The organism is Winogradskyella sp. PG-2, assembly GCF_000828715.1.
Taxonomy (GTDB): Bacteria; Bacteroidota; Bacteroidia; order Flavobacteriales; family Flavobacteriaceae; genus Winogradskyella.
In genome coordinates this window covers 2,896,484-2,918,574 of sequence record NZ_AP014583.1, presented here as the reverse complement: position 1 = coordinate 2,918,574, position 22,091 = coordinate 2,896,484, and the positions used below count along the sequence as shown (strand labels likewise).

Annotated in this window: 17 protein-coding genes and 1 tRNA gene; 9 read left to right on the top strand and 9 right to left on the bottom strand. The window is 32.7% G+C overall.

The genetic code is table 11. The features are described 5' to 3' along the window. Positions 1-96 precede the first annotated feature (96 nt). The 5 genes from WPG_RS13060 to WPG_RS13040 form a co-directional block, all read right to left on the bottom strand. Positions 97-1,353 carry a hypothetical protein gene (locus WPG_RS13060; RefSeq protein WP_045473476.1) on the bottom strand — a complete coding sequence of 419 codons (1,257 nt, stop codon included), beginning with the start codon at positions 1,351-1,353 and terminating at the stop codon, positions 97-99. Positions 1,354-1,524: 171 nt separating this feature from the next. Continuing rightward, positions 1,525-1,827 (bottom strand): hypothetical protein, encoded by a 303-nt coding sequence (locus WPG_RS13055; RefSeq protein WP_144374477.1) that lies wholly within the window; start codon positions 1,825-1,827, stop codon positions 1,525-1,527. 263 nt (positions 1,828-2,090) lie between these two features. Then, a complete protein-coding gene (gene murA, locus WPG_RS13050; RefSeq protein ID WP_045473472.1) occupies positions 2,091-3,398 on the bottom strand; it encodes a UDP-N-acetylglucosamine 1-carboxyvinyltransferase in 1,308 nt (435 codons plus the stop codon). A gap of 6 nt (positions 3,399-3,404) precedes the next feature. Continuing rightward, a complete protein-coding gene (locus tag WPG_RS13045) occupies positions 3,405-4,055 on the bottom strand; it encodes a DUF4290 domain-containing protein (RefSeq protein WP_045473470.1) in 651 nt (216 codons plus the stop codon). Positions 4,056-4,144: 89 nt separating this feature from the next. Then, positions 4,145-4,438 (bottom strand): DUF493 family protein, encoded by a 294-nt coding sequence (locus WPG_RS13040; protein ID WP_045473468.1) that lies wholly within the window; start codon positions 4,436-4,438, stop codon positions 4,145-4,147. A 78-nt stretch (positions 4,439-4,516) separates the two neighbouring features. On the opposite strand from WPG_RS13040, the gene WPG_RS13035 reads away from it, so the two are divergent. The 5 genes from WPG_RS13035 to WPG_RS13015 all read left to right on the top strand — a co-directional run bounded on the left by WPG_RS13035 (position 4,517) and on the right by WPG_RS13015 (position 9,084). After that, positions 4,517-5,077 (top strand): AAA family ATPase, encoded by a 561-nt coding sequence (locus WPG_RS13035; protein WP_045473466.1) that lies wholly within the window; start codon positions 4,517-4,519, stop codon positions 5,075-5,077. A gap of 1 nt (position 5,078) precedes the next feature. Then, a complete protein-coding gene (locus tag WPG_RS13030) occupies positions 5,079-6,974 on the top strand; it encodes an ATP-dependent DNA helicase RecQ (RefSeq protein ID WP_045473464.1) in 1,896 nt (631 codons plus the stop codon). Further along, positions 6,971-7,930 (top strand): methionyl-tRNA formyltransferase, encoded by a 960-nt coding sequence (gene fmt, locus WPG_RS13025; RefSeq protein WP_045473462.1) that lies wholly within the window; start codon positions 6,971-6,973, stop codon positions 7,928-7,930. Before WPG_RS13030 ends, fmt begins: the two co-directional genes overlap by 4 nt. A 197-nt stretch (positions 7,931-8,127) precedes the next feature. Next, positions 8,128-8,400, top strand: a complete 273-nt coding sequence (locus WPG_RS13020; RefSeq protein ID WP_008271173.1) for an HU family DNA-binding protein — start codon at positions 8,128-8,130, stop codon at positions 8,398-8,400. A 129-nt stretch (positions 8,401-8,529) separates the two neighbouring features. Beyond that, positions 8,530-9,084 carry a YqgE/AlgH family protein gene (locus WPG_RS13015; RefSeq protein ID WP_045473459.1) on the top strand — a complete coding sequence of 185 codons (555 nt, stop codon included), beginning with the start codon at positions 8,530-8,532 and terminating at the stop codon, positions 9,082-9,084. Here WPG_RS13015 and WPG_RS13010 read toward each other — a convergent pair. Together WPG_RS13010 and WPG_RS13005 are read right to left on the bottom strand one after the other, a co-directional pair. Next, complete coding sequence (locus tag WPG_RS13010) at positions 9,081-9,932, bottom strand: aminotransferase class IV (protein WP_045473457.1); 852 nt, start codon at positions 9,930-9,932, stop codon at positions 9,081-9,083. The two genes, WPG_RS13015 and WPG_RS13010, sit on opposite strands and share 4 nt — an antisense overlap. Before the next feature lie 66 nt (positions 9,933-9,998). Next, positions 9,999-10,391 (bottom strand): START-like domain-containing protein, encoded by a 393-nt coding sequence (locus WPG_RS13005; protein WP_045473455.1) that lies wholly within the window; start codon positions 10,389-10,391, stop codon positions 9,999-10,001. Positions 10,392-10,520: 129 nt separating this feature from the next. Between WPG_RS13005 and WPG_RS13000 the strand changes: the two genes are divergently transcribed. Then, positions 10,521-10,594, top strand: a tRNA-Met gene (locus WPG_RS13000). Positions 10,595-10,692: 98 nt separating this feature from the next. Here the strand turns inward: WPG_RS13000 and WPG_RS12995 are convergent. Further along, entirely contained in the window at positions 10,693-11,697 is a 1,005-nt protein-coding gene (locus WPG_RS12995) for a PorP/SprF family type IX secretion system membrane protein (protein ID WP_045475582.1), read from the bottom strand. A 7-nt stretch (positions 11,698-11,704) separates the two neighbouring features. Continuing rightward, on the bottom strand, positions 11,705-13,312 hold the full coding sequence (locus tag WPG_RS12990) for a gliding motility-associated C-terminal domain-containing protein (protein WP_052471279.1): 1,608 nt from the start codon (positions 13,310-13,312) through the stop codon (positions 11,705-11,707). Positions 13,313-13,388: 76 nt separating this feature from the next. Between WPG_RS12990 and WPG_RS12985 the strand changes: the two genes are divergently transcribed. The 3 genes from WPG_RS12985 to WPG_RS17585 all read left to right on the top strand — a co-directional run bounded on the left by WPG_RS12985 (position 13,389) and on the right by WPG_RS17585 (position 22,014). Beyond that, complete coding sequence (locus tag WPG_RS12985; protein ID WP_045473452.1) at positions 13,389-13,676, top strand: amidohydrolase family protein; 288 nt, start codon at positions 13,389-13,391, stop codon at positions 13,674-13,676. 98 nt (positions 13,677-13,774) lie between these two features. Continuing rightward, a complete protein-coding gene (locus WPG_RS12980) occupies positions 13,775-14,179 on the top strand; it encodes a DUF2452 domain-containing protein (RefSeq protein WP_045473449.1) in 405 nt (134 codons plus the stop codon). A 248-nt stretch (positions 14,180-14,427) separates the two neighbouring features. Next, complete coding sequence (locus tag WPG_RS17585; protein WP_084221586.1) at positions 14,428-22,014, top strand: choice-of-anchor D domain-containing protein; 7,587 nt, start codon at positions 14,428-14,430, stop codon at positions 22,012-22,014. Positions 22,015-22,091 lie beyond the last annotated feature (77 nt).

Sequence of the window (22,091 nt, the reverse complement as noted above, 5' to 3'; positions counted from 1 at the left end):
ATCATTCTCTGAATTGTACTTTTGAAGCCAATACGTCTGATTAACTGCTGAATCATCATTATCATCTATACCTAAATCAAAAGACCCACAATTTCTTTACAAATTATAAATTAAGGGATTACTAGTATAGCTTTCTATGCTTTGATTGAACATAAATTCATTACCACAAGTATCTGTAAACTCAATTGTATAGCTACCTACTGGTAAATTATCCATAAAGAAAATGCCTAATGCTAAAATCGCTTCACTATAATCAAAAGGTAATGGCATTGAAAATGCAGCTGGTGCATCAGTGATAATTACAGATTCGACTGTTTCATAAGAACCAGCAATTCTTAGAGTACCAGTATCTGAAGTACAATTAGGAGATGTATCTACGTTAATAGGAAGATCTGCGAGATCTGGTATTAGAATTTCTTCGAGATAAGTATTACCACAATTATCAATCATTTCTAAAATATAAATACCTTTAACAAGTTCATCTATTATTAAAAATCCTTCACTAATAAATTCAGAAATATCGTCTGGTGTAGTATTTTCATAAGCTGATGGCGCCTCAGTAAATGTAGCAGATACAATCTCTCTATCTGGAATACTAATGGTCAGCGAACCAACAAGCAGATCGCATCCGCCATTAGATGCTGTTATAACTGGCTCTATTGGTTCTTCTACTAAATCAATAGTAGCTGTACCTATTCTATCACATGAATCAACTATAGTAACACTATATGTACCATATGGTAAGCTGCTATCCTCTTGTTCAAAACTAATCGACAACTCTGTATAAATTCCATCAGTATTATCCGTATAAACTGAAACGTCAAAATCAACAGGAGCTTCGGCAAATTCTAAGGAATAAGCTGGAAAAAGATTAGTTACAGTTATATTTAAATTACTAACACATATACTAGAAATTGGAGTCATAAGCACTTGAGGATTTGGGTTTATTTCCTCTGTATTAGTTACAATATCTCCACATTGATCTTCTACTACAATTTCTATTTCAAAAATCTGATCATCGTAATTTTGTATAATCTCACTTAATTCTAGTACCATTTCTGGACCGTTTTCAAAGGTCCGACTGAAACTGACTAGACCACTACCATCTAAAAGACTAATAGTATAATCTACAATTATAGGATAAAAAAGTATACTCTCAGGTGGAGCTGTAATCAAATGACTTATTGTTGTCTCTTCACAGCTATTAACTAAATTAGGTTGTTCTAAAGCGACTATTGAAAATGTAACATCACTAAGCAATAAAGTATATGTCTTTGTTAATGCATTCCCACAATCATCAAAAACACGAATAACATATGTACCTTCAACAAGGTCATTAAAAGTATTATCCATTTGTAGTGGGGAAATTATCGGGCCAGATATAATTTCATAGGATTCCGCATTCCCAGATAATGAGGTTACAATTAAGCTTGCGTTATTACATTCGCCTGAAAAAGCTTGGCTAACTTCAAAATCTAAAACTGATATTGTATCATTAATATTAGCATCAGCGCTTTGTGTATTTTATAATTCACCTAAAGTCTGTATCGCTTGAACTAAATAACTCCCACCTCCTAGATTACTGAATGTGTCAGCTGAAGTTTGCGCTATTGGTGTATCAGTATCTGGATATAAAAAAAGAATATAACTAATAGAAGCACCAGATGTAGTTCCTGTAACTGTCATAGAAATAGAACCATTACCTGCACATGATTCATCAGTTGTTGACACTGAAAAATTGAAATCATCTAATTGAGCATATACAAATTGGCTAATTAGAAAAAGACAAAATAGAATACAGTGTTTTAAAGGGAAAATAGTATTCATCGTGTTAAAAATTCACGTCTTCTAATTAGTAATATACGATATATTCATATGTAATCCTTAACCTGTAAGTTATAATCAACAATATTATCGATAGATGGTGAAATCAACAGAATCATAACATTATATAAAAAACAGAATAGTCATAAATTATATTTAAAGCTTGAGAACTATTTTATCATAGAACAGCAATAAATATGAGCTACAAAAAAAGCCTCATTGAATGAGGCTCTTATTTATAATTTTTATCGTTGAATCTAATTACTTTATAACCGTTCAATTTTAGCTCCAATTGCTCTTAAACGCTCTGCTATATTTTCATAACCACGATCTATTTGTTCAATATTATGAATTGTAGATGTCCCTTTTGCAGATAATGCAGCAATTAACAAAGATACACCAGCTCTAATATCTGGAGATGTCATAGTAGTTGCTTTTAAAGTTGACTTAAAATCATGACCTATTATTGTAGCTCTATGTGGATCACAAAGAATAATCTTTGCACCCATATCAATCAACTTGTCTACGAAGAATAAACGACTTTCAAACATTTTTTGATGCACTACTGCACTTCCTCTTGCTTGTGTTAAAACCGTTAAAATGATACTCAATAAATCTGGAGTAAATCCTGGCCATGGAGCATCTGCAATAGTTAATATTGATCCATCAATATAACTCTGTACTTCATAACCATCAGTATGTGCAGGTATATATATATTATCTCCTTGACGTTCTACTGTAATTCCAATTTTTCTAAATACGTTTGGTATTTGACCTAAATCATCCCAACTTACGTTGGTAATTGTTAATTCACTTTTAGTCATTGCAGCTAAACCTATCCAACTACCTATTTCTATCATATCGGGTAGCATTCTATGTTCCGTCCCACCTAATACATCAACACCTTCTATAATCAACATATTAGAACCAACACCAGAAATTTTAGCTCCCATACGATTCAACATTTTACAAAGCTGTTGTAAATAAGGCTCACAAGCAGCATTATAAATAGTTGTAGTGCCCTTAGCTAAAACAGCTGCCATAACTATATTTGCAGTACCAGTAACAGAGGCCTCATCTAGAAGCATATATGTTCCTTTTAGCTTATCGGCTTCTACACCATAAAATAAATCTTCTTTGTTATAGCGGAACTTTGCTCCTAGATTAATAAAGCCTTCAAAGTGTGTATCTAAACGACGACGACCAATTTTATCTCCTCCTGGTTTTGGTATGTATCCTTTTCCGAATCGACCTAATAAAGGTCCAACAATCATAATAGAACCTCTTAGTCCTTTTCCATCTTCTTTAAATTCAGCAGATTCTAAATATTCTAAATTAACTTCGTCCGCTTTAAATGTATAAGATCCCTTACTTACTTTATTAATCTTAACACCAAGCTTTTTTAATAAAGCAATGAGTTTATTAACATCGATAATATCAGGAATGTTATCTATTTTAATTTCTTCAGCAGTTAAGAGTACTGCACATAATATTTGTAAGGCTTCGTTTTTTGCACCTTGAGGCTGAATTTCGCCTTTTAATTGGTGGCCTCCCTCTATTTTAAATGTCCCCATACGTTGTTAGTAACGTTTTCTGTTATTGGAATATTTCTTTTTATTATTCTTTTTGTTGGAATTGTTTTTCCCACCGTATTTAGATTTCGTTCGCATTAAGCTACTAGATTCGCTTAATGCTTCATCACTATCTTTCATATTCAATTTCCCATCGGAAAGTTCAAATAAATGATTAAAAATTACAGCATCTTCAACCGTATCTTTATTCCAATTAAGGAAACACTTTTTCATGTGATTCGCAATTGTGAACTTTAAAGCTTCTTTTAGTTCACCTTCTTCCCAACTTACAGCAACATCAATCATTGTCTTTATGTTATTTCCATAAAATCGATACTTTGGGTGGTTCTGAGGATATTTTAAAGGATCAGGTCGTGCTTGAATCTCTTCTTTTGAAGGTTCACCATAAGGTGAATCTACATCTATATCAAAATCAGCCATAATAAATAACTGATCCCATAGCTTGTGCTTAAAATCTGGCACATCTCTTAAATGTGGCTGTAAATTTCCCATTACAGAAATAATAGCATTAGCTAATTTATTTCGTTCTTCTTTGGTTTCGCGAGACTTTGCATGATTAATCATCTTCTGAAGATGACGTCCATACTCTGGTATAATTAAGTGTTCGCGTTCCGTGTTGTATTCTAAATCGTCAATCAAAATTGTAAAATGTGTAGTAAATAATTGTAAAACCCGTAGTCTCTAGGTTTTGTTGCAAAGTACAAAAAAATAAGAATCTAAATAGTTTTTTAAAGGGAAATTACACCTTCAACCTTTTCAGCAACTTCCTTATATTTAGCTATAACTGCTTCAGGGTTTTTCATTCTAACATTAATGGAAACACTTGTATATTTACCATTCTTAGATGCATTGGTATTTATAACTGCCCCTAAACCATTAAAAAGGTTTTCAATATCATTAATTCCAGTACCTATAGAAAGCACTATAAATTTGTATAGGTATTCTGTAGGCCAAAGTGCAGTATCGTATAATTGTGTTTTTAGTTTGTCGTAAAACTCTTCTGTTTTTTTAGAACTATCCATGCTATTTTTTTTCAAATGCAAAGATACATTTAACTTTACATTTTTTATATTTAAATTTACTGCAAAAATACTGCCAATTTGAATCCGAAAAGAATTGTTATTACAGGTGGTCCAGCCACAGGAAAAACAGCCATAATTGACGACTTAAATTCTAAGGGATATAAATGTTTTGAAGAGGTTATTCGTAAATTAACAGCTGAGGCTCAAAACTCAGGTGATATTACCGAAAATCATTCTAATCCAATAGCTTTAGTCAGCGATTCTGTTTTATTTAACACAACACTAATTAATCTAAGAGTTGATGATTTTAAGTCAGCAAAGCATCTAGATGAAAAGCTTTCATTTTTTGATCGTGGTATGCCGGATGTATTAGCATATATGTCTTACTTTAACCAAGACATTAGTGAAAACTTTATTCATATATGTAGTAAACATAAGTATGATTATGTATTTATACTACCTCCTTGGAAAGCAATTTACAAGGATGATGCAGAACGATTTGAAACTTTTAAAGAAGCAACAGACATATATCATCAATTAAAGAAAACTTATCAGCAATTTGGTTACAATTGTATTGAAGTTCCTTTTGGAACAATTGAAGATAGAACCCAATTTATTATAGAGCAACTAAATCTATAATATGCATCCTTTAGAAGTATTAGAACGATATTGGAATCACACGTCATTTAGACCTCTTCAAGAAGATATCATAAATTCGATATTAAACAAGCAAGATACTTTTGCACTGCTGCCGACTGGAGGTGGAAAATCAATATGCTTTCAAATCCCTGCATTAATTAATGATGGTATTTGTATTGTGATATCTCCTTTGATTGCTTTAATGAAAGACCAGGTATATACCTTAAAAGTAAAAGGTATAAAATCAATTGCTTTGACCTCAGGTATGTCTTACAAAGATTTAGATACACAATTGGACAATTGTATCTATGGCAATTATAAGTTTTTGTACCTCTCACCTGAGCGTTTACAACAGCCATTAGTAAAGGAAAGGATTCAGCAGATGCGAGTGAATTTAATTGTTGTAGACGAAGCGCACTGTATCAGTCAATGGGGAAATGATTTTAGACCAGCCTATAAACACATAAATGCATTAAGACAAATACATCCACATGTAAATTGCATTGCCTTAACTGCAACAGCAAAACATAAGGTGGTTGATGATATTATTGAAAACTTAGATTTTGCAAACCCAAAAATATTTAAAGCTTCCTTTTCAAGATCTAATATTGCATATAGCGTTATACATACTGATGACAAGCTATTTCAGTTAGAACATTTTTTAAAGAAGCATCAAGGTCCTTCCATCATATATGTAAGAAACAGAAGAGCAACTTCTGATATTCATAACTTTTTATCAGCTAAAGGATTTTCTTCTACATTTTATCATGGCGGCATTACTAATAAAGAAAAACAGCAACGCTTATATGAATGGACTAATAATCAAAAACAGATTATTGTTGCTACTACTGCCTTTGGAATGGGAATTGATAAAGCAAATGTAAAAACAGTAATTCATTTCAATTTACCTGAAAGTTTAGAAAGTTATTATCAAGAAGCTGGTAGAGCTGGTAGAGATGGTGAATTAGCGCATGCAATTATTCTAAAACAACATATTGATGAGGATCATCTTCGTAATCAATTTTTAAGCACGTTACCAGCTGTTAGTTTTGTTAAAACTGTATTTAATAAGTTGTGTAATTATTTTCAAATCCCATATGGTGAAGGAGAAAATAGCACGCATCAATTCGATTTTAAATCTTTCTGTAATACCTATAAATTAAAAACAAGTATTACATACAACGCGCTGTTGTTATTAGACAGAAACGCTATTATTACTCTTACTCAACATTTTAATTTCAGAACTAAAATTCAATTTACAATTACTAATACAGCGTTGTTTGCATATCTAGAAACTCATTTAGATTTAAACACTTTGGTCAAAGTATTGTTAAGAACTTATGGCGGCATTTTTGATTATGAAACAAAGGTCAATCTCAGTCTTATCATTAACAAAACTAATTTATCTGAGAAGTTAATCATAGAGCAATTACAACGCTTAGAAAAAGATGAAGTTATCAGTCTTAAAATGGCAAATACAGATTCTGAGATTACATTTTTAAAACCGCGTGAAGACGACATTACTTTAAACCCAATCGCAAAAACAATAGAGCAACAACATCAATTAAAACATGAACAAATAGAAACAGTTCTAAGTTATATTCAGAATAACGATGTCTGTAAAAGCCAACAACTATTAGCCTATTTTGGCGAAAAGACAAAAACTAAGTGTGGAAAATGTTCTGTATGTATTGAAGAAAATTCTAGTAATAAAAAATCGATCAAAATCAATATTTCCAATCTAATCTTAAAAAGTTTAGAATCAGAAGATTTATCTTCGCGGCAATTATTACAATATCTAAATTGTTCTGAACAAGTTTTGCTAAAAAGTCTATCAGAATTAATTGAAACAAAAAAAATTAAAATAACTCAAGCTAACACCTACTCTATTCTATGACAAAGAAACGCGATTTACGAATTGTATTTATGGGTACCCCAGATTTTGCAGTAGCAACCTTAGAAGCCCTCCTTGGTAATGATTATAATGTTGTAGGAGTTATAACTGCCCCAGATCGTAAAGCAGGTCGTGGACAAAAATTAAGAGCTTCTGCTGTGAAAGAGTTTGCCTTAAAACATAGTCTAAACATTTTACAACCCAAAAATTTAAAAGCTGAATCCTTTATTGAAGAACTAAGCGGATTAAATGCAAATGTACAAATCATTGTTGCTTTTAGAATGTTACCAAAAGTTGTTTGGCAAATGCCGGAATATGGCACATTTAACCTTCATGCCTCGTTACTACCACAATATAGAGGTGCTGCACCAATTCATTGGGCTATTATTAATGGAGAAACAAAAACCGGTGTTACCACTTTTTTTATTGACGACAAAATTGATACTGGTGCTATTATAATGACTAAAAGCACTAATATAGAACCAGATGAAACAGTTGGAGAGCTACATGATAATCTTATGAGGATTGGAAGTGATTTAGTAATTAAAACAATTCAGCAAATTGAATTTGATTCTGTAGAGACCACAATCCAACCACAAACAAAGGATCTAAAAACAGCATACAAACTGAATAGAGACAATTGTAAAATTGATTGGTCAAAAAAAGTAGATACTATATATAATAAGATACGAGGTCTAAACCCGTTTCCATCTGCTTGGTGTTATTTAGATAATAAAGAAAACGAACAAGTAACAGTAAAGTTATATGAAGTCGAGAAGCTTAATATTAATCACAGATATAAAGGTGGTTTTATAATTTCTACAAAAGATGAATTGAAAGTAGCATGCGAAGGTGGTTTCATAATTATTAAAGAAATGCAACTTCCAGGAAAGCGAAAAATGGAAATAAAATCCTTATTAAATGGCTTTCAATTTTCTGAATCAGCAAAACTGCTGTAAACCCTTGTTGTTATTGACCTAGGAAAAAATCCGACAAAACACAATCCTTTATTAACAAATGCCCCAAGTTATCAACAAAATGGCTTATTTCCCTTGCTATTACTTGCGTAGCTTAATATTCCTAATAAATTTGTGTACGGATTTTTAACTACTACAATTTAAAAACCGATTTTTTAACAATTTAAATTTAATATTTTATGAACAAAACAGATTTAATCAACGGGATGGCAGAGAATGCTGGAATTACTAAAGCAGCAGCAAAGAAAGCATTAGACTCTTTGTTAGTTGATATCGAAGGATCTTTACAAAAAGGAAACAGAGTATCTTTAGTAGGATTTGGTTCTTGGTCAGTTTCAAGAAGAGCTGCGAGAGATGGAAGAAACCCACAAACTGGAAAGACTATCAAGATTAAAGCTAAAAATGTAGTAAAATTTAAGGCAGGTTCTGACTTAAGTAGTGCTGTAAACTAAGAGGTTTTTTCTTAAAAAATACATAGCCTGCTCAATGAGCAGGCTTTTTTTGTTCTAATTTTAAATAACATTAGTTGCTTTTTTAAAAAAAATACTCTAGATTTATTTGTCTTTAACGCAGATAAATCAATGACTAAACCTGAAAAAGGCAATCTTTTAATTGCGGAACCATCTATTATAGGTGATCTTTCATTTAATCGTGCTGTGATTCTATTAGCAGATCACAACGCATTAGGTTCGGTTGGTTTTATCTTAAACAAGCCTTTAGATTATAACCTTAAAGATTTAATTGAAGGTACAGAGTCAGAATTCACCGTTTATAATGGTGGTCCTGTAGAACAGGATAATCTTTATTTTATACACAAATCACCAGAGTTAATCCCTAATAGTATAGAAATATCTAACGGTATTTTTTGGGGAGGAGATTTTAATGTGGTTTTAGATTTAATTAATGAGGATAAAATATCTAAAGATGATATTAGATTCTTTTTAGGCTATTCTGGTTGGGATCAACAACAATTAGATAGTGAACTCCAGTCTAATGCTTGGCTAGTATCAGAAAACGTATATGACAATGATATAATATCTAAATGTTGCCCTTCATTTTGGCGCGAAAAAATGTTAGAACTTGGTGGTGATTATAGCATTTGGTCTAATGCTCCCGAGAATCCAAGTTATAATTAAGTTAACCTCAACTTTGCATTTAATTTAGTTATTGTCTTCTGAGCAAAATCAGTTCCGTATGTTTTTTTACGATACTTTGTTATAGGCACTATACCCTTAATAACATTTGTTATAAATAACTCATCTGCTTTCTGAAGTTCAAAAGAGCTTATAGATGCTTCTTCAACAAATAAATTAACATCCTTAACAAGTAACTCTAATATTTGTTTTCGCATTACACCTTTAAGGCAACCATCTTCCAAAGGTGGGGTCTTTATTTTATCTCCTTTAACTAAAAACAAATTTCCGTTTAAAGCCTCAATAACACTCTTATTTGTATTTAATACCAAACAGTTATCTAAATCATTCTCTTTAGCATAAATACTCCCTATTACTTGAATAGCTTTATTGTTAGACTTTAATCCAGATAATAAACCAGGAGCCATAAAATAATCTTTATATAAATCAACTATGTACGAAGTACCCGTATCAATAGTGTAAAAAGGGCTATAATGTGGCTCTACAACAATATTAAAATTTACTTCTGAGTTATCTGATGGTAAATATTTACCACCTTCACCTCTATCAACATTTAAGCGAATTCTAGCAGAGGTGTTTAATAAATCATTAGCCTTAACCGTTTTTAAAATTTCTGATTCTAAAAATTCCATAGTAAATGTCATGGGAATATCCATTCTTAGAATTCGCATAGAAGCCATTAATCTAAAATAGTGATCTTCCCAATAGAAAATCTTTCCATTAACTACTTTTAGAGTTTCAAAAAGAGCATCTCCATATTTATAACCTCTATTATGAGTTGATAATTTTGAATCTGATGCAGATATTAATGTTCCATTAAAATTTACCATAAAAAAAGTCTCGATTTACTTTAAATTAAATCGAGACAAAGATATAATAGTTGAGTTAGTTACGTGTTACCTTGAGCCTAAAACTTGCTTTAAACTACCAATTTGATTTTCCCACAGCATCTTACCTTCTTCAATCTCATCATCTTCAGCAAAATCAGTAATCATTAAGGATACATCTTTAGTAATTTCATCAACTTGAATTCGGATCTCAAAGTAATATGATGCTCCATCTTCATCATCTGCTAGCCAACGAAATTTCACACGTTCACCATTTTTTTTACTAAGTAATTTAGCTTGTTCTTCAGAACCGTCCCAAATAAAAGTGAATAGTTCTCCTCGTGAGTTTACGTTATCTGCAAACCATTCTGATAAACCTGAAGGTGTTGATATGTATGTATATATAAGTGTAGGCGAAGCTTGTATCACAAACTCCATTTCGTATTTTTCTTTATCGTCCATAAATGCATTTATTATATGCTCAATATATACAATTATGGGGCAATTCAAAACTTTAAACTAAAAATTATTTTTTTAGAATGTTATGTTTGTTGTCGTAGAATTTGTTTTTATATTTGCAGCCGAAATTATGGCGAGGTAGCTCAGTCGGTTAGAGCGTCGGATTCATAACCCGGAGGTCACGAGTTCAATTCTCGTTCTCGCTACAATAGTAAAAGTTCAGCACAAAAGTGCTGGACTTTTTTTTATGTACAGTATTGCATATCAAGACTTAAAAGAAAAGTACCTCTGTATTATAAAAATATTATCGCTTCCTACTTCTATCATTAGGACATGTTCTACAACGAGACATATAGGTCACAGAAAATTCGTAAACACCATTAGTACGACCTATTTTAGATACATCCATATCATATGACAGTCCGAATCTAAAGGCCTCATACTCTAACCCTAAAAAGCCATTTACAGAAGTTAACAAATGGCTATTACCGTCATTTTTAGCTGGATTAGTACTAGCAGTTAAGCCAACTAAAAATTGATTTACTTGAAATAATGATCCTATATCTAAGCGATTGTATTCACCTTGCTGCATGTAATTGGCAGTCATCATAATTCGATAATCAAGTAAAAATGGAAAGCGGAAATTTCCATGAAGTGAATAGAAAATATCTAAGGGTACATTTTGATCTCTAATAAATGATGTATCAGGACGATTAAGGTGTTTAGCAGAAATTCCGAACCAATATGAAATATCATTCAACTCTTCTTTCTCAAAAACAAAACCTGATGAAATATCTATAAACCTAGCATTATCTGTATTACCTCTGAATGGGTCAACTGAAATTGGGTTTATGACACCAGTATTAATATTAATTTGGTCTGCTAATCTTAGCCCTTTAAATTTTACATCCTTTAGCCCAAAACCTACTTCGATTGCTGGTCTAAAAAACCAACCACCATTTAGATTAACGCGATGGACATAGTTTACATTAGCTTGATAAAAATTATAATTACTAACTGCTTCATTTTGCCAAAGAAAATTGAAGCCAAGGCCATAGGCTGAACTTCTACTATTTTCATATGATTTATTAATATAAAAATATTGAGTATGAACCTTTAAATTTAAATTAGGCCACTGTGTTCGACTTAAAAGACCTGCGCTTATTCTTTCATCATCTTCAAAACCAGTAAACCCTGGATTTAGAGACTCTTGGATATAGTTAGATTGAGTGAAAATTGGATCTTGAGCACTGGCATAAAAACCAACTAAAACCAATACTATAACTGTTATATTATTTCTTAATGTCATTTTGGTTTTATTTGATATATACAAAAGCTCCTTGTTTCTTAATCACATTACCATAAAAGGTTTTTGCAGTAAACGTGTAATAATAGTTTCCATTTTCAGCCTCTTCATCCTTAACTTTACCATCCCAACCTTCAATCGCATCACCAAAATCAGAATAAACAAGGCTTCCCCATGTATCATAAATATAAAATTCTAAGCTACTAAGACCAATATATTCAGGACCAAAGCGATCGTTTAGACCATCTTCATTTGGCGTAAATGCATTTGGCATAATCAATTTATAACCTTCTTCTATAATTAAAGTAATTATCTTTTCATAAACACAACCAAAAGGATAAGTAACTCGTTGTGTTACTATATAACTTCCTATTTCAAAATAAGTATGTATTGGGTTTTCTTCTGAAGAGAAGCTGCCATCACCAAAATCCCATAATATACTTTCGTAATCACCTGTAGCAGAGTTTATAAATTCAATTGGATCTTGAATCGCAAATACACCAAAATTTAAAAATCCAAACGAAGATATTGTAAAATCTGGATCTCCCAAAACAGGAGATTCAACATTAAGATTAAAGTCAGTTGTACAACCTTGACTATCTACAACCTCTAAAATTACAAGTCCATCTTCATTTGTAGTCATCATTTCATTATTTATTCCACTTACTGTGCCACTCGACCAATTGTATTGAAATGGTGGTACTCCTCCACTAGCCATAGCAATAAAAGTTTGATTCAAAGATTTTGTTTCACAGTCTACTTCGGTTCGTGTTTCAACATTAAGAACTAAAGGATCAAATCGAATTACGTCCCAACTCCCTTGTATTTCACAACCATTAGCATCAGTAACATTCGCTACATAAGTATTTGGAGGTACATTTATTAAATCTTCAGTTACAGACCCATTAGACCATACTACATCAAAAGGAGGTGTTCCTCCTTGTATTAATAAGTTTACAGCACCACTATTGGTATTATCACAATCTAGAGCATTGGTAATATTGGCCGAAAGCTCTAAAGGCAATATGTTGAATATGGTAAAACTTTCTTGAATCACACAAGGTATACCATCAGTAATAGTTACCGAATACGTTCCTGGTGCTAAATTATTTCGTTCTGTACCTGCTGTGGCATCATCATCCCAAACTACAGTTACAGAATCTACTCCTCCAACAAAATTAAGAGTAATACTTGCATCATTTTCACCAGAACATGACATTTGTGTCACTACAGGATCTATTAAAAATATAGGAGGAGCATCAATTACAGTAGGAAAATCTCTAGAACAGTTTTCTGAATCCGTAATGGTTATAGTATAAGTACCTGGTGAAAGATTACTTTGCACATTCCCAGTAGCAAAATTACTCCAAGCTATATCATAAGGTGGAACTCCGCCTATAATTGTATTAATGGTTATTGAAGCATCATTATCACCATAACACATTATTTCTATAGCAGTAACATCAATATCTATTTGACTATTTTGAATAATTTCAACTTGTAGTGCATCAATACATCCAGAATTGTCAGTAACAGTTAGATTATAAACTCCAGCAAACAAATTATCAATATTTTGGCTAGTATTTACAAATCCATTTGGCCCAGTCCAAGAAAACATATAATCTGTTCGTCCACCTACAACATTAACATTTATTTCTCCTGTTGATTCACCAAAACATAATACATCTGTTGGTATGAGTAATTATGACGCACTACGCTTGGCAACAATAAAAGGCTGTGAAGCTCTAGGTTTAGATAATGATTTGGGAACTATTGAAGTTAGAAAAGTAGCAGATATTTTAATTATGAATGCTAACCCATTAGATAACCTAAGAAACACAAACACATTAACACATGTTGTTAAAAATGGCGTAGTCTACGATGCTAATACCCTAGACGAAGTTGCACCTATTGAAAAGAAAGCTGAAACTTTCAATTGGCAAACAAAAAAGCCTTCAGGTTTACCTGGTATAAAAAACTAATAAAAATTTAATTTTAAGTTAAAGCCATAACTATTCTCGTTATGGCTTTTTCATTGCATCAACTAATGCTTAACTTTGCATTAAAGCTAGTGCCCAATATGAAAAAAGAGAAGAAACCAGACCAAGTTGTATATAACGCAGAAACTGAACGCTATGATGCGTCATTAAAACCTTATGCAACTGATGTTTCAGCACCAGTTATCACGACTACAGATTCTATAGCTTGGAAAAATAGGAATATCAATAAGGTAAATAAACATATTCAAACAAAATATAATGAGCTGAAAGTTGCATATGACCAAATGATGGAACAGTTTGAATATAACAACCTAGTATATGCAGCTGCATTTAATTTTGAACCTGTTGTTGGTGACACTTACCATTTATACATTAGAGAGAATGATTCCACATTTTTATCTATAATCGCACCTGAAGAATGTAACTTCAATCATTTAGGAAGCTTCTATCTTGATGCTGATGGTATTTGGCACAAGCTTAATTAGCTATTATATTTTTAAGACTTAATAAATAATGTAGTATAACTAATCATATAATTTACTGTTATTGAAGTTATTAAAAAAAATCCAACTATTTAATGATTAATATTCAGTTCATCTTAGAAAATATTTTATTTCCTTGAATTTCAACAAGTTAAATTTTAAATGTGTATTTCATCGATTTTATTTGCACTTAATGGATAATTGCACTAAGTTTGACGCATAATTTAGTCCCAAACTAAAATTAACCGCTTATGAAATTTTTTACCCTTTCCGCATGGAGGTATACACTTATGCTATGTGTTATACTATTTTCACTATTTTCTTATTCTCAGGTTACAGTCGCATCTTACGATTTTGAAACTGGCTTTCAAGGCTGGACAGATGGTGGTAGTGATGTCGCCTTGTTAAATAATGCATCTTGGGCTTGTAATGGCTCATACAGTATCTACACCAAAGATGATGATACAAGCCAAAACCGTATTACATCTCCAACTTTAGATTTATCCTCATACATTAACATTGATTTTTCTTTTTGTTTAAAAACATATAATTTAGAAAATGGAGAAGGTTTTAATCTTCAATATACAGATGACGGATCAACTTGGACAACTGTAAAAACCTTTACAAAAGGAACCGATTTTACTGGAAACGGCACAGGTGATTCTACAAGCCTAAGTGAAACCTTAAGTGGTGGAACCTATACTTTTACAGTAAATTCTAGATTTAGACTATCTGGAACATGTAACAGAAATAACGAATATAATATCATTGATGATATTTTAATTGAAGGTTATTTAGCATCTGGCCCAGAAATAAATATACAAGGTAATGGAACTACAATTACTGATGGTGATACAACTCCATCGGTTACAGATGACACAGATTATGGGAGTGTTAATACTGTAAGTTCTTTAGCACATACATTTACAATACAAAACCCAGGGTCAACTACATTAACCCTAACTGGTGCTTCACCATTTGTTACAATCTCTGGAACACACGCCGCAGATTTTAGTGTAACCTCTACTCCAAATAACTCAATTGCATCCTCTGGATCAACAACATTTGAAATTACATTTACACCTAGTGCAACAGGATTAAGAACTGCTTCTATATCTATTGGAAATAATGATAGTGATGAGAATCCATATAACTTTGATATCGAAGGAACCGGTGTTACACCAACATATTGTGCTTCATCTGGTAATACATCATTTGATACTGGTATAACCAATGTAACTTTTGAGTCAATTAATAACTCAGATGGATCACCAAAAGATAATGGATATGAAGACTTTACAGCTACAGATATTGCAACGGTTACACAAGGGGGAACTGAATATTTAGATGTAAGAGTTGATACAGATGGTGCGTGGGACGTATACACTAATGTATGGATAGATTGGAATCAAGATTATGATTTTGATGATGCGGGAGAATCCTATGATCTAGGTGATGCAAATAATGTTTCAAACGGTTTAACTTCTAACTCAACACTTACTATAAATATTCCTTTAGGTGCAACACTTGGAACAACAAGAATGAGAGTATCTGCAAGATATAACTCATACTCTGGTAGTTGTGATACAGGATTTGACGGTGAAGTTGAAGATTATGGAATAATTGTTAACTCATCTTCTGGTCCAGAAATAAATATTCAAGGTAATGGAAATACTATTATTGACGGTGATACAACACCAGTAACTTCAGATGATACTGATTTTGGTAATATAATAACAGCTTCCGGTACCCAAGCAAATACATTCACAATTCAAAATACTGGTATTAGTAATCTAACCCTAACAGGAAGCTCACCATATATAACTATATCTGGTACTAATGCAGCAGATTTTTCTGTTACAACTATACCGTCTACTCCAATAAGTGTAAGTGGATCTTCAACATTTGAAATTACTTTTGACCCTAGTGCAGATGGCTTAAGAACAGCTACACTATCAATAACTAATGACGATAGTGATGAAAACCCCTATAATTTCAATATACAAGGTACAGGATATACACCTGAACCAGAAATAAACATTCAAGGTAATGGAACAACAATTGCAGATGGTGATACTGCACCATCAACAGCAGACGATACTGACTTTGGTAATGTGGATACGGGGAGTTCTGCAACAAACACATTTACTATTCAAAATACAGGTGACTCCACTTTAACTTTATCTGGTGCTTCGCCATACGTAACAATTTCTGGTTCCAATGCCGCTGATTTTAGTATTACAGCAATTCCTAACAATTCTATCTCAGCATCTGGATCAACAACATTTGAAATTACATTTACTCCTAGTGCAACAGGTTTAAGAACTGCGTCTATATCTATTGGAAATAATGACAATGATGAAAACCCTTATAATTTTGGCATTCAAGGTACTGGCACGACACCTACATACTGTACTGCTGTTGCTTCTAATGATAGTTTCGAATATATAGGAAATGTAACTTTAGGTACTATAAATAATAACTCTTTACAAGGTACGACTTCTACAGGATACTCAGATTTCACAGCAATATCAACCAACTTAACTCAAGGTAGTGCCAACGCTATCTCAATTACACCAACATGGCCCGGTACAACTTATAGTGAAGGTTATGCCGTTTGGATAGATTTTAATCAAGATTTTGATTTTGATGATATAGGAGAGCTTGTTTTTCAAGCTGGACCAGATTCAGTTACACCTCAAACTGGAATCATTAACGTGCCTATTGGTGCAATAACTGGTACTACAAGAATGCGAGTAATGATGGATGATTATATTACTGTAACGGACCCTTGTAACAATCCAAATTTTGGTGAAGTTGAAGATTATACAATAAATATTATAGCACTATCACCATTTGCAGAAATTGATATTCAAGGTAATGGTACTTCAATTCCTGATGGCGACACAACTCCAACAACAGCCGATGATACAGATTTTGGAACAACATATACCGGTACTCCTGTTACAAATACTTTTACAATATACAATTTTGGAGGAACAAATGATTTAAATTTAACAGGAGGTTCACCATATATTGCTATATCTGGTGCAGATGCTAGTGATTTTTCTGTAACTACCATACCAACCTCACCAATTGCAGCCCAATCAAATACAACATTTCAAATTACATTTAATCCAGCGACTGATGGCCTAAAAACAGCGACACTTACTATCTCAAATGATGATAGTGATGAAAATCCTTATAATTTCAATATCCAAGGTTATGGAACTACACCCGGAGTATGTGGATCTACTGTTTCAACTTACCCATATGAAGAAAGCTTTGAGACTGGTATGGGGCTTTGGGTACAGGACATAAATGGATTAGAAGATGATTTTGATTGGAGCAGAATAAATGGACCAACTCCTACATCAAACACAGGACCAATCTTCGCTCAAGATGGTAACTATTACATATATACTGAAGCTGATGGAAACCTTAACGATACGTCTCAATTAATAAGTCCATGCTTTGATTTAACTAGCGCATCCAATCCAAGATTTACATTTTTCTATCATATGTTCTCTAATGTAACTGGTACTCTAGGAAACTTAAACGTTGAGCTAAGTACTGATAATGGAATTACATATCCTAATGTTTTATTTACACAATCTGATCGTTCACATGTATCTAGAAACTCCTCTTTTACACCAATAAGCATTGATTTAAGCAGTTACATTGGACAAACAGTTAGAATAAGGTTAAGAGGTGACACAGGTTTAAATATAAGAGGCGATATTGCTATCGATTTAATTACATTGACAGACAAACCGACACCTACAGAGGGGCCTGGTGGTGTTACTGCTGATTTAGGGTTATGGCTAAAGGCAGATGATGGTTTAAGTAATACAAATGGACAAAATGTTACATCTTGGACAGATCAAGGTCTTGGTAGTGATGCAAGAGTACAAGTACCTGCACAAGCACCAACTTACTACGATAATGTGACTGAAAATGTAAACTTTAATCCTGTTATTCAATTTGAAAATAATTATACAACCTTTAGAAGTGATTTTGATTATTCTCATGACAATACAAGTGGTGAGTTTTTATCTGGAGATTATGGTTTTTATACCCAAGAAATTTTCCTTGTTTTGATTCCAGATGATACACCGTTTACAAGTACTTTCGGATATATGGATGCCTTTTGTGGTGATTCTAAAATACAAATACCTGAAGCACTTGATTTGACAGGTGTTGGTTTTGGTTATTTTGGTGGTAGATTAAATGGTGAAATTATCAGCTATGCCCATGGTATACATGATCCAAATATACCTCAATATGGGTACGCAGTTGCAGAAGCTGGCACAGGATCCAGTTACGATAACTTAGGCATTGTGAATACAAGAAATAATAGCTCTAATACGCAACAAGAGTTATACTATAATGCAAATAATATAGAAACTGCTCAAAATGATCTTACTGCATATATAAACACCAGTGACACAAGATGGTGGCTTGGAAGAACTGAAGCTTGGGAAGCTTCATTAAATGCTAGAGTAGCTGAAGTTATTACTTACTCAGCTAGAAAAAATGATGCCAACTTAACCCAAGAACGTAATAGAATACAATCCTATTTAGGAGTTAAATATGGTATTACTCTTGGTGTAAACGGGACTTCACAAGATTATGTTGACAGCGATGGTACTATTATCTGGAACCAATCCGATAATTCTGGTTATAACTATGATATTGCAGGGATAGGTAGAGACGATGCTTCAGAATTAAACCAAAAACAATCTAGAAGTATTAATAATGCAACCGATGGAACTGGAAGAATACAAGGTATACTTACTATGGGTCTAACAGATATCTATGATACTAATAATATTAATAAATCAACAAATCCAACAACGTTAGGGGATAAAGAATTTTTAATGTGGGGAAGTAACGGATCTGATTTAGATTTAGCAGCTACAACTATTACAGTAAACATGAGTTCTGGTGTTGCACCTGCATTGACGACTGAAGTAAGTTTCACAGCTATGCAACGTGTTTGGAAAGTAGTTGAAAATGGAGGCGATATTTCTTCAGCTAAAATTCGTTTGCAAGAAAATGCAATTAGAAATCTTACACCACCTGGTAACTTCTATATGTTTATTTCTACAACTGGAGTATTTGATACTAATTCAGATTATAGATTAATGACTTCTGACGGAAATGGAAATCTAGAAACAGATTATGATTTTGATGGGACAAAATATATCACTTTTGGCTATGCACCTCAAGTAATTGCAGAGCGTTCGATATATTTTGATGGATCTGTTGATTATATAGATATAGAAGACAAATTAGATTTAGAGCCTACTGGTTTTACAATTTCTGCTTGGGTAAAACGAGATGCAGCAGATACAGGTGAAGTTTCTATTTTATCTAAAAGAGATGCAGCATTTACTCGAGGCTTTGACTTTACTATGACAGATAGTAATGAATTGAGAATTTTTTGGAGGAATGGAAGCGACCAGTCTCTTACCTCAAACACTAGAATTCCAAATGATGTGTGGCATCATGTTGCAGCAATTTATGATGGCTCTACAGTATCACTCTACATTGATGGCGTATTGGATAATACTGATAGTAAAACAGCACCTATTGCAACAGATGAATATTTTTATATTGGTGCTGCAGGAAAAAATACTCCAGTTCAACATTTTATGGGGAACATAGACGAAGTTCGTATTTGGAATACAGCATTGCGTGAAGATGAATTAAGATTTGTTATGAATCAAGAAATTGAAGATAATTCAGGACAAGTTATGGGCAAAGAATTACCTACGACATTAACTAAAAATGATATTGGCGCTATACCATGGACTGATTTAGCAGGCTATTATCCTATGACAGTTTATAGCTATACTAATACCGAAGATGCATCTGGCAATGGTAATCAAGGAGCTTTAAGAAATTTAAATACTGTTGCGAGACAAACTGCACCATTACCTTTTGAGTCTACTCAAAATGGAGATTGGGATTCTAATTCTACTTGGGTAAATGGAAATGAACAATATATTCCCGGTTCAAAATCTATTGTTGATTCTAATTTAACAGTAGATTGGAATATTATTAAAACATCTCATAACATAACTCTAGATAACTCATCGTTACCATCTGCAAATGCTGATAACAGAAAAGTATTGGCCATGTATATTGATGCCAATGAGTTAACAGTAACTGGTGATACAGGCTCAAATATTGGAAACGGAATTACAGTATCTCATTATATGCAATTAACAGGAAAAATTGACCTTGAAGGAGAATCTCAATTAATCCAAGAAGAAGATAGTGATTTAGATGTCTTAGGTAATGGTGTTTTAGAACGTGATCAACAAGGAACAGCGGATACATATACATATAACTACTGGTCTGCACCAGTTGGTGAAACAGATATAGCTAAAAATGATTATCGTTATACTGTACAAGATATTATGTATGATGGCACAAACTCAATCAATTTCGTAAACTCTGGTTATGATGGAACAGCTACAAATCCTATTGGGATAGCTGACTATTGGATATGGAAATATGCTAATCAGCCAAACGATGATTATTCTGCATGGCAACATGTTAGACGAACAGGTAACATTAATGCTGGTGAAGGGTTTACAATGAAAGGTCCAGGAACAGGATCTATATTAACAGATCAAAATTATGTTTACTTAGGTAAGCCAAATAATGGAGATATTAGTCTCACAATAAACGCAGGAAATGATTATCTAGTTGGTAACCCTTATGCATCAGCTATTGACGCCGATCAATTTATTACCGACAATGGTCCTGAGTTAGATTATGATCCTGCAGTAGATTTAACTCCAACAATTAGTGGATCACTATACTTCTGGGAACATTGGGGAGGTGGTTCTCATTATTTAACAGATTATCAAGGAGGTTATGCCACTTATAATTTCTCTGGTGCGGTTGGAGCCCCGTCATATGGAACAAATGATCCAGATGTGGCTACTGGAGGAACACCTACAAAACTACCAGGACGTTATATTCCTGTAGGACAAGGTTTCTTTGTTGTTGGTGAAAACACTGGCACTATTAAGTTTAATAATGGTCAACGTACTTTTCAAAAAGAGGGAAGCACTAGTTCTGTCTTTGTAAGAGATGGTGATGCTGCTCAAAATAATTTCAATGCTGTAGATATTGATTATAGAATGAAATTTAGAATAGGATTTAATTCTGTAAATACAATTCATAGACAATTACTCTTAACCATTGATAGCAAAGCATCTTTAGGTGTAGACTGGGCATATGATGCCAAAACAAACGATGATCTAATAGATGACATGTATTGGATGATAAATGACGAAGCTTATGTAATACAAGCAAGTAATATTGCTGAAGAATCGTCGATATATCCTTTAGGCGTAAAGACAAATACTGATGGTATAAATACAATCACTATCGATGATTTAGAAAATGTACCAAATGATTTAGAAATATATGTACATGATATTGAATTAGATCTTTATCATAACTTAAGATTAAGTGATTACGAAGTATACTTAAACGCGGGTCAATACGAAGAACGTTTTGAAATCACATTTGATGCTAATTATAATTCTCTAGGAATAGATGATAATTCAATTAGTAATATAGATATACTCTATTCTAATGATATAGAAAAAATAATATTAATAAACCCTAATCTGATAGATGTAAAATCGATTGAACTATTTAATATTTTAGGTCAGTCTGTATATACTATTAAAGATATTTCAGAGAGCGGTTACTCTGAATATGAAGTTAAGAATTTAAGTACTGGAACTTACATTATTAAGTTATACACTGGTAGCGGTTCAGTAGCAACTAAGAAAGTTTTAGTTAAATAATTTTACCCAAAATCTTAAATCTTAACCTAAAAAGAAGCCCTGAATAAATCAGGGCTTTTTATTTTTAAATTGCATTT

Bases quoted from the DNA above. Each gene is read 5' to 3' on its own strand.
- WPG_RS12990 (WP_052471279.1), bottom strand. From the start codon at position 13,312: ATGTTTTCTTGGACTGGGCCAAATGGATTTGTAAATACTAGCCAAAAT.
- WPG_RS13040 (WP_045473468.1), bottom strand. From the start codon at position 4,438: ATGGATAGTTCTAAAAAAACAGAAGAGTTTTACGACAAACTAAAAACA.
- WPG_RS13005 (WP_045473455.1), bottom strand. From the start codon at position 10,391: ATGGACGATAAAGAAAAATACGAAATGGAGTTTGTGATACAAGCTTCG.
- WPG_RS13060 (WP_045473476.1), bottom strand. From the start codon at position 1,353: ATGGATAATACTTTTAATGACCTTGTTGAAGGTACATATGTTATTCGT.
- WPG_RS12995 (WP_045475582.1), bottom strand. From the start codon at position 11,697: ATGACATTAAGAAATAATATAACAGTTATAGTATTGGTTTTAGTTGGT.
- murA (WP_045473472.1), bottom strand. From the start codon at position 3,398: ATGGGGACATTTAAAATAGAGGGAGGCCACCAATTAAAAGGCGAAATT.
- fmt (WP_045473462.1), top strand. From the start codon at position 6,971: ATGACAAAGAAACGCGATTTACGAATTGTATTTATGGGTACCCCAGAT.
- WPG_RS12985 (WP_045473452.1), top strand. From the start codon at position 13,389: ATGAGTAATTATGACGCACTACGCTTGGCAACAATAAAAGGCTGTGAA.
- WPG_RS13015 (WP_045473459.1), top strand. From the start codon at position 8,530: ATGACTAAACCTGAAAAAGGCAATCTTTTAATTGCGGAACCATCTATT.
- WPG_RS13055 (WP_144374477.1), bottom strand. From the start codon at position 1,827: ATGAATACTATTTTCCCTTTAAAACACTGTATTCTATTTTGTCTTTTT.
- WPG_RS17585 (WP_084221586.1), top strand. From the start codon at position 14,428: ATGAAATTTTTTACCCTTTCCGCATGGAGGTATACACTTATGCTATGT.
- WPG_RS13010 (WP_045473457.1), bottom strand. From the start codon at position 9,932: ATGGTAAATTTTAATGGAACATTAATATCTGCATCAGATTCAAAATTA.
- WPG_RS13020 (WP_008271173.1), top strand. From the start codon at position 8,128: ATGAACAAAACAGATTTAATCAACGGGATGGCAGAGAATGCTGGAATT.
- WPG_RS13030 (WP_045473464.1), top strand. From the start codon at position 5,079: ATGCATCCTTTAGAAGTATTAGAACGATATTGGAATCACACGTCATTT.
- WPG_RS12980 (WP_045473449.1), top strand. From the start codon at position 13,775: ATGAAAAAAGAGAAGAAACCAGACCAAGTTGTATATAACGCAGAAACT.